Origin of the sequence: Rathayibacter sp. AY1F3, assembly GCF_002931975.1 — a bacterium.
GTDB lineage: Bacteria > Actinomycetota > Actinomycetes > Actinomycetales > Microbacteriaceae > Rathayibacter.
The window spans coordinates 1-14,971 of sequence record NZ_PSVF01000014.1; the positions used below are offsets into that span (position 1 = coordinate 1).

Consider the following 14,971-nt stretch of genomic DNA (forward strand, 5'->3'; position numbering starts at 1 on the left):
GCCCCCGCCCTGCCCGCCGCCGCCCTCGTCTTCCCCCTGCTCGTCGGCGTCGGCAGGGGTCATCGGGTCTCCTTCGGGGCGGGGACGGGGCGCGGCACCTCGATGATCCGTCCTCGCGGAGCGCCTCGGGAGGCCGGGCGCGAACGCTCACGAGGCAGGCGCGCCAGAACGTCAGAACGCGCCAGTGGACCGTGCCGCCGAGCTGTGCCAACGGCACCGCGGAACGTGCCACGCGCCTCCGCGTGCCCGCTGCGCGCCGTTTCGAGACGGCCTACGCTCACCGGATGGACGAGGTGCGGGACGCGTACGGCGCGCGGGCGGAGGAGTACGCGGCGCTGCTCGGATCGGTCGACGCGGGGCCCGCGGCCGATCGCGAGCTGATCGGGTCGTGGGCCGACGGGCTGGAGGGCACGGTCGCCGACGTGGGCTGCGGGCCCGGGCACTGGACGGAGTTCCTCCAGCGCCGCGGAGCCGCCGCTATCGGCGTCGACCCGGTGCCGGAGTTCGTCGCTCTGGCGCGGGCGCGGTTCCCGGACGTCCCGTTCCGGCTCGGCTCGGCGCTCGAGCTCGACGTCGACGGCCTCGGGGGTGTTCTCGCGTGGTACTCGCTCATCCACCTCCCGCCGGCGGAGCTGTCCGGCGCGGTCACGGCGCTCGCCGCGCACCTCCGACCGGGCGGAAGCCTGCTGATCGGCTTCTTCGAAGGGCCGCGCACGGAGGCGTTCGCGCACGCAGTCGCACCGGCGTGGTTCCATCCGCTCGCCGAGATGCGCGCCCTCGCCGAGCAGGCCGGCCTCGAGGTGACCCACTCGCTCCGCCGCAGCGCCCCCGGCGTCCGCGACCACGGCGAGCTGATCGCTGTCCGCCCACGCTGACGCCGAGCTGATCGCCGACCTGTGATCCGGACGCCGCCGACGCCGCGCTGGTTCCGTGCTGACGGCACCCGCTCCCGCTGGTCACCGGCGGCCGACGTCCCGGCCCACCGCATCCCCTCGAGACACCACCGCCCCGCCGGGACGCCGCCGTCTCAGCGGTGCCGCGGCGGTCTCGGCGGTGTCCCGGCGGACGAGGGCCCCCGCGCCTAGAGGCGGTCGGCGCGCCACTCCGTGGGGATCTCCTCGCCGCGGCGGAACGCCTCCTCCTCGCGCTCGCGCAGCTCGACGCGGCGGATCTTGCCCGAGATCGTCTTGGGCAGGGGGTGGAACTCGAGGCGCCGCACCCGCTCGAAGGAGGAGAGCAGCTCCCGGGTATGGGCGAAGATCGCGCTCGCCGTCTCGGCGGTCGGCTCCCAGCCCTCGGCGAGGGCGACGTACGCCTTCACCACGCTGTGGCGCACCTCGTCCGGAGCCGGCACCACCGCGGACTCGGCGACGGCGGGGTGCTGCAGCAGCACGCTCTCGACCTCGAACGGCGAGATCTTGAAGTCGGAGGACTTGAAGATGTCGTCGGTGCGGCCCACGAAGGTGATCGTGCCGTCGACCGCGCGGACCGCCACGTCGCCGGTGTGGAAGTAGCCGTCGGCGCGGGCGCGCTCGGTGCGGTCCTCGTCGCCGAGGTAGCCGGACATCAGGTTGACGGGTTCGACGGACAGGTCGAGGCAGATCTCGCCGGTGGAGGCGGGCTCGCCGGTCAGCGGATCGACGAGGGCGATCGCGACGCCGGGCAGCGCGCGGCCCATCGCTCCGGGGACCACGGGGGCGCCGGGCGGGTTCGCGATGATCGCGGTGGTCTCGGTCTGGCCGTAGCCGTCGCGGATCGTGAGTCCCCACTCCCGCTCGACGGTCGCGATGACCTCGGGGTTGAGCGGCTCGCCCGCCGAGAGGATCTCGGTCAGCGCGCGCGGCTTCGCTCCCAGCGCCGACTGGATCAGCATCCGCCACACGGTCGGCGGCGCGCAGAACGTGGTGACCTCGGCCCGGTCGAGCTGCTGGTGCAGAGCGGTGGGGGAGAAGCGGCTGTAGTTGTAGACGAACACCGTCGCCTCGGCGTTCCACGGCGCGAAGAAGCAGCTCCACGCGTGCTTGCCCCAGCCCGGCGAGCTGATCGCCATGTGCACGTCGCCCGGCTGCACGCCGAGCCAGTACATCGTGCTGAGGTGCCCCACGGGGTACGACTCGTGCGTGTGCACGACCATCTTGGGCTTCGAGGTGGTGCCGGAGGTGAAGTAGATCAGGCACGGATCGGAGCTCTGGACGACCACGGTCGGGCTGATGCCGAAGGGCTCGAGCGAGTCGGCGTAGTCGAGCCAGCCCTCGACGGCGCCGCCGACCGCGATACGGCCGAAGCCGCCCTCCATCTCGTCGAACTTGGCGGTCTCGGAGGCGTCCGCGATGACGTGCGCGACCTCGCCGCGCTCGAGGCGGTCGGCCAGGTCGGCGGGTGAGAGCAGGGTCGTCGTGGGGAGGATGACCGCGCCGAGCTTCATGATCGCGAGCATCGACTCCCACAGCTCGAGGCGGTTGCCGAGCATGAGCATGACGTGATCGCCCTGCTCGACGCCGATCGAGTGGAGCCAGGCGGCGACCTCGTCGGAGCGCCAGCGCATCCGGTCGAAGGAGTACGTCTCCTCGGAGCCGTCCTCCTCCACGATCCAGAGGGCGGGGCGCTCGTTGCCGATGGCGATCGCGTCGAACCAGTCCACCGCCCAGTTGAAGCGGGGCCCGACGTCCGGCCACTGGAAGGCCTCGTTCGCGGCGACCGCATCGGTGCGGTGCTGCAGGAGGGTGTCGCGGGCGGCGCGGAAGCTCCCGGTGGGGTTCATGCATGTCTCCGTAGCGGTCGAGGTCCGGCCGCTGGCGGGACCGACCCCATTCTGCTCCCGCCGCGGTGCCGGGTGCTGCGCGACGGAGGCCCGGTGGGGACGCACGTCGGAGGGAGCACCTGTGGAGGAGCGGCCGAGTCCGTCCCACGAACGACACGGCGTCAGCGGGAGAGCGGAGGGCCCGCCGGCCGCAGCAGGCGCTCCCTCCGCTCCCTCCGCGGGACCTCAGTACTTGATGGACTGACCGCCGTCGATCGGGAGGACGGTCGCGTTCACGTAGGAGGCGTCGTCCGAGAGGAGGAAGGCGACGACCGAGGCGATCTCGTCGGCCTCGCCGTAGCGCTTGGTCGGGTTGACCTGGATGAACTCCTCGGCCGCCTTGCGCGGGTTCTGCGGGTCGAGCTGCTTCATCGAGTTCTCGACCATCGGGGTCCAGATGGCCCCGGGCGCGATCGCGTTGATGCGGATGCCGAACGCGCCGTACTCGATCGCGGAGTTGCGGGTGAGGCCGACGACGCCGTGCTTGGCGGCCGCGTAGCCGGACTGGTTGCCGATCGCGGTGATGCCGCCGACGCTCGCGGTGTTGACGACCATGCCCGAGCCCTGCTCGCGCATCACCTTCAGCACCTTCTCGAGGCCGAGGAACACGCCCCGGAGGTTGATCGCGACGACCTTGTCGAACTCGTCGGCCGTGAAGTCCTCGGTGAGGTTCTGGCGGCCCTCGATGCCGGCGTTGTTGAAGAAGCCGTCGATCCGGCCGAACGCCTCGAGGGTGCGCGCGACGTAGGCGTCCACGTCCGCCTCCTTCGACACGTCGGCGAGGACGGTGATCGACTCGGTGCCCTCGGGCAGGACGTCGACCGTGGCGGCGAGGCCCTGCTCGGAGATGTCGACGAGGGCGAGCTTCGCGCCCTCCTGGGCGAGGCGGACGGCGGCGGCGCGGCCCAGGCCGGATCCACCTCCGGTGATGAGGACGACGCGGTCGGTGAAGCGGGTGCTGGTGGTGGTCATGACGACTCCTGCTCGAAGAGGGATGGGCTCGGAGGCCGTGCGGTCGGCGAGTCCGTATCCATGCGTCTGCATGCAATTGGCTCCACGATACTCCACAGGTGTCGGTTGAGTCTGAGTGCGCGGTCAGGGAGGGAGCGATCCGGGCCGTGGGCGCCCGCAGTCGAGCCCGTGGACCCTCGCGAGCGGGGCCGCAGGATCCGACGCGAGCACTCGGGTTCCGGGCAGAGCCGCCGCCCCCCCCGACCCCGATTCGCCTGGCCGCCGCTTCCGGGCGACCGAGCCGTCCCGGCCGAGCAGGCGAGTCGCCTGGCCGCGGCCGATCCGCCGCACGCCCGCCTACAGGTGCGGCTGCCCCGTCGAGGCGCTCGTCCCGCCGTCCACGGCGAGGATCGCGCCGGTGATGTACGCCGCGTCCGCGCTGGCGAGGAACAGCACCGGCGGGGCGATGTCGTCCGGCTGCCCGGGGCGCCCGAGGGCGATGCGGTCGATGAAGGGCGCGAGCTCCTCGGGGGTCGAGGCCATCGACTCGGTCAGCGGCGTCTGCGTGAAGGCGGGCGCGACGGCGTTGACCCGCACACCGTGCGCGCCGAAGTCGAGGGCCAGCGACTGCACGAAGGTCGTGATCGCGCCCTTGGTCGCGTTGTAGGCGGCCTGGCCCCAGTCGCCGCGGATGCCCGACACGGAGGAGACGACGACGATGTTGCCGCGGCTCGCCTTGAGGTGCGGGAGCGCCGCCTTCACCGCGTAGAAGAGGGCGTCGACGTTCGTGGCGAAGAGCGAGCGCCAGGCGTCGTCCTCCACCTCCTCGATCGGGCCGCCGAGGTGGCCGGCCGCGTTGTTCACGAGGACGTCGATCCCGCCGAACCTCGCGACGGTGCCCTCGACGAGCGCGTCGACCTCGGCTCGGACCGAGACGTCGGTGGGCACGACCAGGACGCGCTCGGCCGGGAAGCCGGCGACTGTCTCCTCGAGCGTGGCGGGGGTGCGCCCGGCGACCGCGACGCTCGCGCCCTGCTCGAGGAAGGCGCGTGCGATGGAGCGGCCGATGCCGGAGCCGGCTCCGGTGATCAGGACGGTGCGTCCGGCGAAGGGGTAGGTGTTCGAGGCGATCATGGCGGTGCCTTCCGGGTGCAGAGGGGCGGCTCGGCGGGGTGCGCCGGGAGCGGCGGGCGTCGGATCCGCCCGGTGCCGATCATCCGCGGCACCCGAGCGGATCGACGGGCCGCCGCGCCGGTACGGAGGAGCTCCCCATCGATCCGCAGCACGGCCCCCGACCCTGGCAACCGCCGCAGAGTGCGATCCGCGGCCGCGCGGGCTCGGGTAGACCGGAGGGACGCCAGTGGACAGGGGGAACCACCATGGACACCACGAGAACGACCGCTCCGCGCCGGGCGACGGGGCTCCGGGCCGGACGGCGCGCGACCGCGCTGGGCGCCTCGGCACTGCTCGCGGCGCTCGCTCTGAGCGGCTGCACGAGCGGCGCCGACCAGGCGGAGGAGGCGACACCCGCCGCCCCGGGCGCCGCTGCTCCGACAGCCGCTCCGACCGCGACGCCCACCGACGCTCCGCTCGGGCCCGTGACGCTGCCCGAGGGAGCGACCGCCGCCGTTCGGTGGACCGACCAGGTCGGCCCCGTCGATCCGCAGACCGTGTACCTCAGCGGCGACCCGCTGCACATCACCGTCTCGGTCGCCTGCGACACCGCGGACGCCGAGGTGACGATCGAGGTCGTCGGCCTGATGACGAGCGGATCGTCGTGCGTCTACAGCCCGAGCACGACCCGCACCGGCACCGGAGGCGGCAACACGGGCACCATGCAGATCGCCGTCGAGCAGGACGCCGAGATCAGGGTGACGACGGTGCCGGACGACGCGCACTGGTCGGCCGCCGTCTCGACCGGGGCGCGGACGGTCCCCGGGCCCTGACGCCGGCATGCGCGCTCACGAGAACAGATAAGTCGCGGTGGTCGAGAGCGGCCACCGCGACGTCCGGGTTCTCGAGTCGCCCGGGGCGTCAGCCGATCGGGACGCCGAGCTCGGCCATGAACGGCACGGCGTCGACCGCCTCGCCGTCGACCCGCGTCTCGAAGTGCAGGTGGCAGCCGGTGGAGGCGCCGGTCGAGCCGCGCAGCGCGATGACCTGGCCGACGGTGACGGTCTCGCCGACCGACACCATCAGCTCGCTGTTGTGGGCGTAGCCGGTCTCGATGCCGCCGCCGTTGTCGAGCAGGATCCAGTTGCCGTAGCTGCCCTGGTACGACGCCTCCTCGACGGTGCCGCTGGAGGCCGCGAGGACGGGCGTGCCGCAGGCGCCGGCGAGATCGGTGCCCTTGTGGAACAGGTTCACGCCGGCGACCGGCGCGTCGGGGCGGGGGCCGTAGCTGCTGCTGATGTGACCGGAGATCGGGACGACCCAGGCTCCGGACGCTCCGGCGGCGGCCGCGGTCGACTCGCCGGAGGTGGCCGTGATCGCGTCGAGGGACGCGGTGGGCACGAGGACCTCGGGCTTGGCCTCGGCCGCGAAGGCGTCGCGGGTGACGCTCTGCTGCACGACTCCGGCCGCCACGAAGCTCTGCGGGCGGGCCGCGGCGACGGCGGTGGCCGTGTCGCGGGTCAGCTCGGAGTCGGCGGTGCCGCCCACGGCGAACGCGGGCATCGTCGAGGTGATCGCGATGCCGGCCACGAGGGTCATCGCGGCGACGGCGGAGACGCGGGGGCGCGACGGGCCGCGGGAGGGGCGACGGCTGCGGGACTCCTGCTCACGGAGCGAGCGACGGGTCGGGAGGGCGGACGGACTGCCGGTCTCGGCTCCTGCGGGGGTGGGAGTCGAGGCGCGTGACGAACGGTGCATGCAGAGGAGGTTCCAGGTCTGCCGACGCTCGAGGGGGGAGGCGAGCGCCGGGTGGGGCAGTGGGGCTGATCGCACGGCTGAGCCGATGCGACCCTCCAAACTACCCGCGTTCCGCCGGATCCGACCTGAGAGAAACCTCCGGAGTCAAGCGGTTGAGCGCATCGATCGGCTCTCGATCCGGGGTGGCGGGGGTGCGCCGGGTCGCCGGCGGGCGTGCTCAGCGGTCGGCGGTGAAGACGAGCAGGGCGATCACACCGGCGACCGTCGCCGCGACTCCGGAGCCCAGGCGCCACCACATCCACTTGTCGCGCCTGGGCCCGCGCACGGGACGCCGGAGGCCGGCGCGGCCCTGGTAGCCGCCGGGATCGTGCTGGAAGACCATGCCCCCAGCCTGCCGAACCCGCGCCCGTCGCGGGGTCGACTCGCCCGCGACTCCCAGCCGCGAACGGCACCGCAGGGCTGAAGCGAGAGCCGAGGAGAAGGGGGAGAGGCGGCGGCCGAGGGGGAGAGGAGCAAGGACGGCACGGCCGCACGACTGCCGCCGCCCGCGCGCCTAGCGCGGCCCGGGCGCGCTCGCCAGCGGGTTCGCGGGGCGGGTGCCGCTCGGTAGCGTGGGGGAGTCGGCCGGAGCGGTCGACGAGCGGAGGAGCGGACATGGCCGGGACCGGCAAGGACAAGGACGCACGCGACAAGGCGGCGCAGAAGCGCGCGAAGAAGGCGCTGAAGAAGGCCGAGAAGTCGGTGCGCGCGGCGCACGAGGCGGTCCGCGACTCCAGCAAGAAGCTGCGCAAGAAGGCCCGCAAGCTGGCCGAGCAGACCGAGAAGCTCAAGCGGACCCAGGAGAAGGCGGCGAAGAAGGCGGCCGCGGCCGAGAACCGCCCGACCACGCCGAAGCACGCCGCCGAGCCGGCGGTCGGCGCCCTCGACCTCACCCCGCCGCTGCCCGGCTCGCAGGAGCCCGCCGAGGATCAGGAGTCCGCCGAGGACGCCGGCGCCGCGGCCGAGCCCGCCGCCCAGCAGGAGCCGGCCCCCGACTCCGACCCCGCGCACACCCCGGACCTCACCCCGCCGCTGCCGCGCTCGGCCTCCTGACCGCGCTCGTCTGAGCGCCGCACGCCAGTGCGGGCTCAGGTGGATCGCACCCGCAGAGGCGCCGCCCGCCTGAGAATCCGCACAGACTACTCGGGCGGGCGTGCCCCGCGAGGTGAACAGCAGGTGAAGCCTCGCGACCACGCCGGAACGCCTCCCGCCGCGGGAGCATCATGTCTGCGTGGATCCCTTCATCCTGCTCGCGCTCGTCGTCGTCACGGCCCTCGCCTTCGACTTCACCAACGGCTTCCATGACACGGCGAACGCGATGGCCACGTCCATCGCGACCGGTGCCCTGAAGCCCCGCACCGCCGTCGCCCTCTCGGCGTCGCTGAACCTCGTCGGTGCGTTCCTCAGCATCGAGGTGGCGCTGACCGTCACCAACGCGGTCGTGAAGATCCAGGACTCCTCGGGCGCACCCGATCCGGCGCTGCTCGAGGACGGCGGATCCGCTCTGCTGCTGATCGTGCTGGCCGGCCTCATCGGCGGCATCGTCTGGAACCTGCTGACCTGGCTGCTCGGCCTTCCCTCGAGCTCGTCGCACGCCCTCTTCGGCGGCCTGATCGGCTCCGCTCTCGCGGGGCTCGGCCTCAACGGCGTCAACTGGGCCGGCGACGGCACGAAGCTCGACGGCGTCGTCGGCAAGGTGATCCTCCCGGCGCTGATGTCGCCCGTGCTCGCCGGCGCGGTCGCGGCGATCGGCACCTGGCTCGTCTTCCGGGTGATCGGCAACCTCGCCGAGAAGAGCCTCCACCGCGGCTTCCGCTTCGGCCAGATCGGCAGCGCCTCCCTCGTCTCGCTCGCGCACGGCACCAACGACGCGCAGAAGACCATGGGAGTGATCACGCTCGCGCTGATCGCGGCCGGCGGCTGGAGCGACACCGAGTCGGTCCCCTTCTGGGTCAAGCTCAGCTGCGCGCTGGCCATCTCGCTCGGCACCTACATCGGCGGCTGGCGGATCATCCGCACCGTCGGCAAGGGCCTCGTCGAGATCGACACCCCGCAGGGCATGGCCGCCGAGAGCGCCTCCGCCGCGGTCATCCTCGCCTCCAGCCACCTCGGCTTCGCCCTCTCGACCACCCACGTCGCGACCGGCTCGATCCTCGGCTCCGGAGTCGGCCGACCCGGAGCGCAGGTGCGCTGGCGCGTGGCGCTGCGCATGGTGATCGCGTGGGTCATCACGCTCCCGGCCGCCGCTCTCGTCGGCGCCGTGATGTGGTGGATCGGCCACCTCGTCGGAGGCGCGGCCGGCGGCCTCCTGATGGCCGCGATCCTCGTCGCCGTCGCCTCCCTCATCTACATCCGCTCGCGCCGCGACAGCATCGGCGCGCACAACGTCAACGACGAGTGGCAGGACGCGGCGGCACGCCCCGCGCCCGAGACCGCCGGCGTCTGAGCGAAAGGATCCGCACCGTGCTCTCCCTCTTCCTCTCCGCCGCCGGCCAGGTGGCCCTCGTCGCCGTGCTCCTCGGAGCGGGCCTGCCCGTGCTCTTCGCCGTCGGCGTCCGCTCCTTCGCCGTCGCCGCAGGTGCTCCCGCCTCGGGCGGGTCCGACGCCCCCGCGGTCCGGAGCGGTCTGCCCGCCCCGGTGCTGCGCGGGATCGGCGTGCTCTGCTTCGCCCTCGTCGTCGGCTCCGTGGTGATCGGCCTGAGCGTCATCATCGCGACGGGCCTCGGCCAGTCGGTGAGCTTCGAGCACGTGATCCCGACCTTCGTGCCCAAGGGCTGAGCATGGCCTCGACCGATCCGATTGCGGCGCGGGAGGGGATCGTCGCCCGCGTGGTCGGCTGGCTGCGCGCGGGCTACCCGTCCGGCGTGCCGGAGCAGGACTACCTGCCGCTGCTGGGCCTGCTGCGCCGCAGCCTCACGACGGACGAGGTCGAGCAGGTCGTCGCGCGGCTCCTGTCGGAGTCGGAGCGGGCCGAGACGGTCGTCTCACGGGCCGTAGTGCGCGAGCGGATCGAGCAGCTGCTGCTCGGACCGGCGATGCCCGAGGACGTCGCCCGCGTCTCCTCGCGGCTCGCGAGCGCGGGCTGGCCGCTGGCGGGCCCGGAGTCGCTGGCCGAGCCGGACACTCGCGAGGGCCTGGTCGCGCGCATCGTCCGCTGGCTGCGCGCCGGCTATCCGGCCGGGCTGCCCGAGCAGGACTTCGTGCCGCTGCTGGCGCTCCTCCGCCGCCGTCTGAGCGACGAGGAGGTGGCCGAGGTGGCCGCCGGTCTCGCCGCCGACGCGCCCGCCTCCCGCGCGGACGTCGGCACCGCGATCGCCGGAGTGACCTCGGAGCTGCCCTCGGAGGAGGACATCGAGCGCGTGCGCCGGTCGCTGGCCGCGCTGGGCTGGCCGGAGGAGTTCGCGAGCTGACGCGCCGCGGCCCGGGTCTCGGGCCGCAGGAGTCCGCGTGCCGATCCGCCGCTGTCGCCGGCGATCCGGCCGGAGAGCCCGTCGGCCGACCGCGCCGCGATCCCGGGCGGTCCAGCCGTCGAAGGGTGACCCCGCCGGGACCAGGACGCGGACGCTGCAGCGGGCCGGGCCCGCCGTGAGCGGGCGGGACGAGCGCTGGAGCGTGTCCTCGGGCGGGCGACAGGCGGCCGCCCGGTCGGCAGGGGAGTCGCGGGGTCACGACGCGCGCCGTCCGCCGTCCTAGGTTCGGCCCGGGTCCGGATCGGCTGCGCAGCCGGCTGCCGGACCGCAGCCCGACCGGAAGGACGCCCCATGCCCGCACCCACCATCGTCCTCGTCCACGGAGCGTTCGCCGACGCCGCGAGCTTCGCCCCGGTCACGCGGATCCTGCTCGACGCCGGCCACGCCGTGCGCGTCCCTGCAGTGCCGAACCGCAGCCTGCTGGGCGACGCGGAGTACCTCCGCTCCTTCGTGGAGCAGCTCGACGGGCCGGTCCTGCTGGCGGGCCACTCCTACGGCGGCGCCGTGATCACGGTGGCGGGCGCCGCCGAGAACGTGGTCGGCCTCGTCTACCTCGCGGCCTACGTGCTCGAGGAGGGGGAGAGCCTCGGGCAGCTGCAGGGAGCCTTCCCCGACTCCGACCTGCCGGCGAACCTCGTCTACACCCCGTTCCCGATCGACGGAGCGGAGCCGGGCACGGACGTGTCGGTCGCGGTGTCGGCGTTCCCGGAGGTGTTCGCGGCCGGGATCGACCCGGCCGAGGCGGCCGTGCTCGCGGTCGGCCAGCGCCCGCTCGCCGCTCTGGCCTTCGGTGAGGCCGCTCCCGTCGCCGCCTGGCGGACCCGGCCGAGCTGGGGCGTCGTCGCGGCCGCGGACCGGACGATCAATCCGGACGTCGAGCGGTTCGGCTACCGGCGGGCGGGCGTGCGCTCGGTCGTCGAGCTCGACGCGCCGCACCTGGTGATGCGCTCGCACCCGGAGGAGGTCGCGCGGGTCATCGCCGACGCTGCGGCGGAGCTGAGCTGACCGCGGAGTCGCCTGACCGCGGAGGGGTGCGCCGAGTGCCGGTGCGCTCCTCCGCACCCCGCCGCGCACCGCCCCCACCCGGAAGCACGCCCCGCCGATCTAGGTACTCCCGCCGCGGATCTAGGTCGGCGTCGCGTGGAGTCGGGCCCGCCGCCTCCCTAGCCTCGAAGGGAGAGAAGGGCGGGATCGTGGACACGGACACCGCGCGGCTCGGCGCCTACCTCCGGGGGCACCGCGACCGGCTGCGCCCCGACGAGGTCGGCCTGGGCGCCGACGGCAGGCGCCGCGTCAGCGGGCTGCGCCGCCAGGAGGTCGCCGTGCTCGCGGGGATCAGCCCGGACTACTACCTGCGGCTCGAGCAGGGCAAGGACCGCCGCCCCTCGGCGCAGGTCCTGGACGCTCTGGCCCGCGCGTTCCGTCTCGACGCGGACGGGCGCGACTACCTCTTCCGGCTCGGCGGACACGCCGCGCCGCGCCGCTCACCGGGCTGGGCGCAGGCCGGGCCGACCCCGGCGCAGGTCGGCAGCCTGACGAGCATGGTCTCGTCCTGGACCACGACGCCCGCCTACGTGGTCGACCGCTACCAGGACCTCGTCGCCGTGAACGAGCTCGGCCGCCTGTTCCTCCCCCTGGCCTGCGAGCAGGGGACCAACATGATCGAGGCCGTCGTCGACGCCGCGGCGCTCGAGACCGACGCCGAGCGGCACGAGGACTGGGACCGCACGATCGCCGTGATGACCGCCGCCCTCCGCTTCCACTCCGACCCGGTGGACCCGCGTCTGCGGGTCCTGGTCGCCTCGCTCGGCGGCCGCTCGCGGGTGTTCCGCCGCGTCTGGGCGAGCCAGGAGGCGTACCCGCTCCGCGAGGGCTCGTCCCCGGTGCGCGTCGACCCCTTCGGCTTCATCGCCTTCCGCTGGCAGACCCTGGAGGTGCACGGAGGCGACCACTTCCTGACCTCCTTCTTCGGCGCCCCCGGCAGCGCCGCGGCCGCCGCGATCGATTTCATCCGGGCCCGTCACCGGGTCGAGGAGTGTCTGCGCGAGGGTGCGATACTCGACGCGTGAAGCGGGACGCGCTCGTCGTCGGTCGGGGATCGGAGCTCGCGCGGCTCCGGCTGATGGTCGACGGCATCGCCGCCCACGGGTCGGCGCTCGTCATCGACGGGGACGCCGGGGTCGGCAAGACCACCCTGGTCGAGGAGGTCGTCGCCTACGCCCGCGCACTCGACGTGCGGGTGCTGCGGACCGCGGGCTCCGCAGCGGAGTCGGGCGACCAGTACGCGGCGCTGCAGCTCCTCCTGCACCCGCTCCGCCCGGGCCTCGACGGCCTGCCCCTGCCGCAGCGGGACGCGCTCCGCGTGGCCTTCCATCTGGCCGAGGGAGTGCAGCCGACGCCGCTCCTGGCCGGCCTCTCGGCCCTGACCCTCCTGAGCGACGCCGCCGCCGATCGGCCCCTGCTGGTCGTCGTGGAGGACCTGCACCGGATCGACCCGGAGTCGGCGTGGGCGCTGCGGATGCTCGCCCGGCGCATCGGCGAGGACCGCGTCGTCGTCGTGATGACCACGAGGGACCGGCCCGAGGAGGACTCCGGCCTCGAGCACCTCCACCTCGGGCCGCTGTCGGCCGCCGACTCGGCCGCTCTCCTCGACACGCTCCCGCATCCTCCTCGCGGCGCCGCCCGGCGCGCTCTGCTCGACCTCGCCCGCGGAAATCCGCTCGCCCTGGTGGAGCTGACCGGGCGCGACCCGTCGGTAGACGAGGCGGAGGACCGCGCGGTGACCGGACGCCTCGAGTCGGCCTTCGCCGAGCGCTTCGCGGAGCTCGACCAGCCCTCGCGGCTCGCCGTGCTGGCCGTGGCGCTGGGCGACGTCGCGACGGCGGAGGAGGCGAGCCGGCTGGCGAACCTGGCGATCGGCCGCCACCCCGACCCCTCCTGGATCGACCGGGCCGTCGCCGCGTCGCTGCTCAGCTGGACGCCGGGGAGCGGACTCCGCTTCCGGCACCCTCTCGTGCAGTCCGCGGTGACGAGCGTGAGCCGCCCCTCCGAGCGCGCGGCCGTGCTCCGCACGCTCGTCCAGGAGCACCGCGACGACCCGAACCGGACGCTCTAGTGGCGGTCGGAGCTCGCGACCGGCTCGGACGGGCCGGTGGGCGAGGAGCTCGCCGGTCTCGCGGCGTCCGGCCTCGCGACGGGCGACGTCGTCCTGGCGGCTCAGGCGATGGAGCGGGCGGCGGAGCTGACCCCCGCGGGGCCGTTGCGCGTCTCGCGCCTGATCGACGCGGCCGAGTACTCCGGGCTCGCCGGCCGGACCGCGGAGGCGGCGCTGCTCGTGCACCGCGCGGCGGGCGAGACCGTCGATCCGGTGCTCACCGCCCGCGCCGCCTGGACGCGCGAGACGCTGCCGACCGGGCGCACGGCCCTCTCGCGGGGCGACCTCTCGCCCGCGCTCGCCGCAGTGACGGCGCTGCAGAGCCACGGAGCCGTCGACGCCGCGACCGCCGCGCTCCTGCACCTCGCCGCCATCGCCTGGGACCACAACCGCGAGGCGTCGCCCGGCGAGCCGATGATCCAGGCGGTGCGCGCGCTCGCCCTCGACGACTCCGACCCGCGCGCCGTCCTGCTCGCGGCGGTCACCGAGCCGATCGCCCGCGGCGACGAGGTCGTCCGCCGGGCGCTCGCGGCGGCCGGCGGGGCGAGCGGTCCGGAGGAGGCGTGGTGGCTCGGCTACGCGCTGAACACGGCGGGCGAGGTCGAGGTCGCCCGGGAGCTCCTGGAGGAGGCGATCACGGGGCTCCGCGCGCGCGGCGACATCCGGATCCTCCCGCAGGCGCTCCTCGCGGCCTCGATGACCACGTCGCTCGCCGGCCGCTTCTCACGCGCCCGCTCCTTCGCCGAGGAGGCGCTCGTCCTCGGGAGCGACCTGGGGGACGTCGGCTTCGAGACCGCGTCCCGGGCCTGCCTGGCCTGGTTCGACGCGATGGAGGGCGTCGCGCCCGATCCCGAGGCGATCAGCGCGGGCAGCGCGATCGGCGCGGCCGTCCTCTGCTCGAGCGTGATGCGGGCGACGCTCCGCGGATCGCGAGCGGCGGTGGCGGTCCTCGAGTCGCGACCGGGCGACGCCGTGCCGGAGCTCCTGCCCCTCCTCGACACGGACGACGACTCCCTGAACCCCGGCTTCGCGATCCTGACCACGCCCGATCTCGTCGACGCGGCTCTCGCGATCGGGGACGTCGGAGTCGTGCGCCTGCACGCCGCGAGGCTGGAATCGCTCTTCGAGCGCTGGCACCAGCCGATGATCGAGGCGGCCCTCCGGTACGCGCAGATCGCCGTGGCGCTCGCCGACGGAGCGCCGGACGTCGCGGCCGGGCTGCTCCGCCGGACTCCGCCGCCGCTCCCGTACGTACGGGCGCGGGCGCTGCTGCTCGTGGGCGACGGGCTGCACCGGGCCGGTCGGGCGGCGGAGGCGCGGCCCCTCCTCCGCGAGGCACTGGCGATGCTCGAGGAGCTGCCGATCCACGCCTGGGCCGATCGGGCCCGTGACGCGCTCCGGGCCGCCGGAGGGAGGATCGCGGACGCGCCGTCGCCGGCCGCTGCGACGCTGACCCCGCAGGAGCTGCGCATCTGCGCTCTCGCGAGCACGGGGCTGTCGAACCGCGCGATCGCGCAGAACCTGTTCCTCTCGCCGCGCACGGTCGGCGCGCACCTGTACGCGGCGTACCGCAAGCTCGGGATCGGCGGGCGGGGCGAGCTCGCCGCGGTGCTCGGGAGGGACGCGGGCGCCGACGCCTGAGGCCGGACTCCGCTCGCAGGGGCACCCGGCCCCCGTTCGAGCGCA

General features: G+C 74.3%; 15 protein-coding genes. 10 read left to right on the top strand and 5 right to left on the bottom strand.

Annotated features, from left to right (window positions below):
- Positions 1–284: 284 nt before the first annotated feature.
- On the top strand, positions 285–875 hold the full coding sequence (locus tag C5C39_RS09835) for a trans-aconitate 2-methyltransferase (protein WP_104353278.1): 591 nt from the start codon (positions 285–287) through the stop codon (positions 873–875).
- A 206-nt stretch (positions 876–1,081) separates the two neighbouring features.
- On the opposite strand, the gene C5C39_RS09840 is transcribed toward C5C39_RS09835, so the two are convergent.
- The 3 genes from C5C39_RS09840 to C5C39_RS09850 all read right to left on the bottom strand — a co-directional run bounded on the left by C5C39_RS09840 (position 1,082) and on the right by C5C39_RS09850 (position 4,885).
- Complete coding sequence (locus C5C39_RS09840) at positions 1,082–2,761, bottom strand: AMP-binding protein (protein ID WP_104353279.1); 1,680 nt, start codon at positions 2,759–2,761, stop codon at positions 1,082–1,084.
- 225 nt (positions 2,762–2,986) lie between these two features.
- Entirely contained in the window at positions 2,987–3,772 is a 786-nt protein-coding gene (locus tag C5C39_RS09845; protein WP_258075813.1) for a glucose 1-dehydrogenase, read from the bottom strand.
- A gap of 336 nt (positions 3,773–4,108) precedes the next feature.
- Positions 4,109–4,885 carry an SDR family NAD(P)-dependent oxidoreductase gene (locus C5C39_RS09850; RefSeq protein ID WP_244229515.1) on the bottom strand — a complete coding sequence of 259 codons (777 nt, stop codon included), beginning with the start codon at positions 4,883–4,885 and terminating at the stop codon, positions 4,109–4,111.
- Between the two features lie 245 nt (positions 4,886–5,130).
- Between C5C39_RS09850 and C5C39_RS09855 the strand changes: the two genes are divergently transcribed.
- The gene (locus C5C39_RS09855) at positions 5,131–5,697 is read left to right on the top strand and encodes a hypothetical protein (RefSeq protein ID WP_104291860.1); all 567 of its coding nucleotides are present in this window, start codon (positions 5,131–5,133) and stop codon (positions 5,695–5,697) included.
- An 88-nt stretch (positions 5,698–5,785) separates the two neighbouring features.
- Here the strand turns inward: C5C39_RS09855 and C5C39_RS09860 are convergent, their stop codons facing one another.
- A complete protein-coding gene (locus C5C39_RS09860) occupies positions 5,786–6,622 on the bottom strand; it encodes a M23 family metallopeptidase (RefSeq protein ID WP_104239337.1) in 837 nt (278 codons plus the stop codon).
- A gap of 217 nt (positions 6,623–6,839) precedes the next feature.
- On the bottom strand, positions 6,840–7,004 hold the full coding sequence (locus C5C39_RS17495) for a hypothetical protein (protein WP_159940529.1): 165 nt from the start codon (positions 7,002–7,004) through the stop codon (positions 6,840–6,842).
- Between the two features lie 272 nt (positions 7,005–7,276).
- Here C5C39_RS17495 and C5C39_RS09865 point away from each other — a divergent pair, with 272 nt between their 5' ends.
- The 8 genes from C5C39_RS09865 to C5C39_RS09900 all read left to right on the top strand — a co-directional run bounded on the left by C5C39_RS09865 (position 7,277) and on the right by C5C39_RS09900 (position 14,926).
- Entirely contained in the window at positions 7,277–7,714 is a 438-nt protein-coding gene (locus C5C39_RS09865; protein ID WP_104353281.1) for a hypothetical protein, read from the top strand.
- Between the two features lie 178 nt (positions 7,715–7,892).
- Positions 7,893–9,107: an inorganic phosphate transporter gene (locus tag C5C39_RS09870; RefSeq protein WP_104224012.1), complete on the top strand. Its 1,215-nt coding sequence runs from the start codon at positions 7,893–7,895 to the stop codon at positions 9,105–9,107.
- A 17-nt stretch (positions 9,108–9,124) separates the two neighbouring features.
- Positions 9,125–9,439, top strand: a complete 315-nt coding sequence (locus C5C39_RS09875) for a hypothetical protein (protein WP_104227380.1) — start codon at positions 9,125–9,127, stop codon at positions 9,437–9,439.
- Positions 9,440–9,441: 2 nt separating this feature from the next.
- Positions 9,442–10,071, top strand: coding sequence for a DUF3349 domain-containing protein (locus C5C39_RS09880; protein WP_104224010.1), 630 nt, complete (start codon positions 9,442–9,444; stop codon positions 10,069–10,071).
- Between the two features lie 351 nt (positions 10,072–10,422).
- The gene (locus tag C5C39_RS09885) at positions 10,423–11,136 is read left to right on the top strand and encodes an alpha/beta fold hydrolase (protein ID WP_104353282.1); all 714 of its coding nucleotides are present in this window, start codon (positions 10,423–10,425) and stop codon (positions 11,134–11,136) included.
- A 188-nt stretch (positions 11,137–11,324) separates the two neighbouring features.
- The gene (locus C5C39_RS09890; RefSeq protein ID WP_146079268.1) at positions 11,325–12,200 is read left to right on the top strand and encodes a helix-turn-helix domain-containing protein; all 876 of its coding nucleotides are present in this window, start codon (positions 11,325–11,327) and stop codon (positions 12,198–12,200) included.
- Positions 12,197–13,246, top strand: a complete 1,050-nt coding sequence (locus tag C5C39_RS09895) for an AAA family ATPase (protein WP_104353283.1) — start codon at positions 12,197–12,199, stop codon at positions 13,244–13,246. The genes C5C39_RS09890 and C5C39_RS09895 overlap by 4 nt, the downstream gene beginning before the upstream one ends.
- A gap of 36 nt (positions 13,247–13,282) precedes the next feature.
- The gene (locus C5C39_RS09900; protein ID WP_104353284.1) at positions 13,283–14,926 is read left to right on the top strand and encodes a LuxR C-terminal-related transcriptional regulator; all 1,644 of its coding nucleotides are present in this window, start codon (positions 13,283–13,285) and stop codon (positions 14,924–14,926) included.
- Positions 14,927–14,971: the final 45 nt, after the last annotated feature.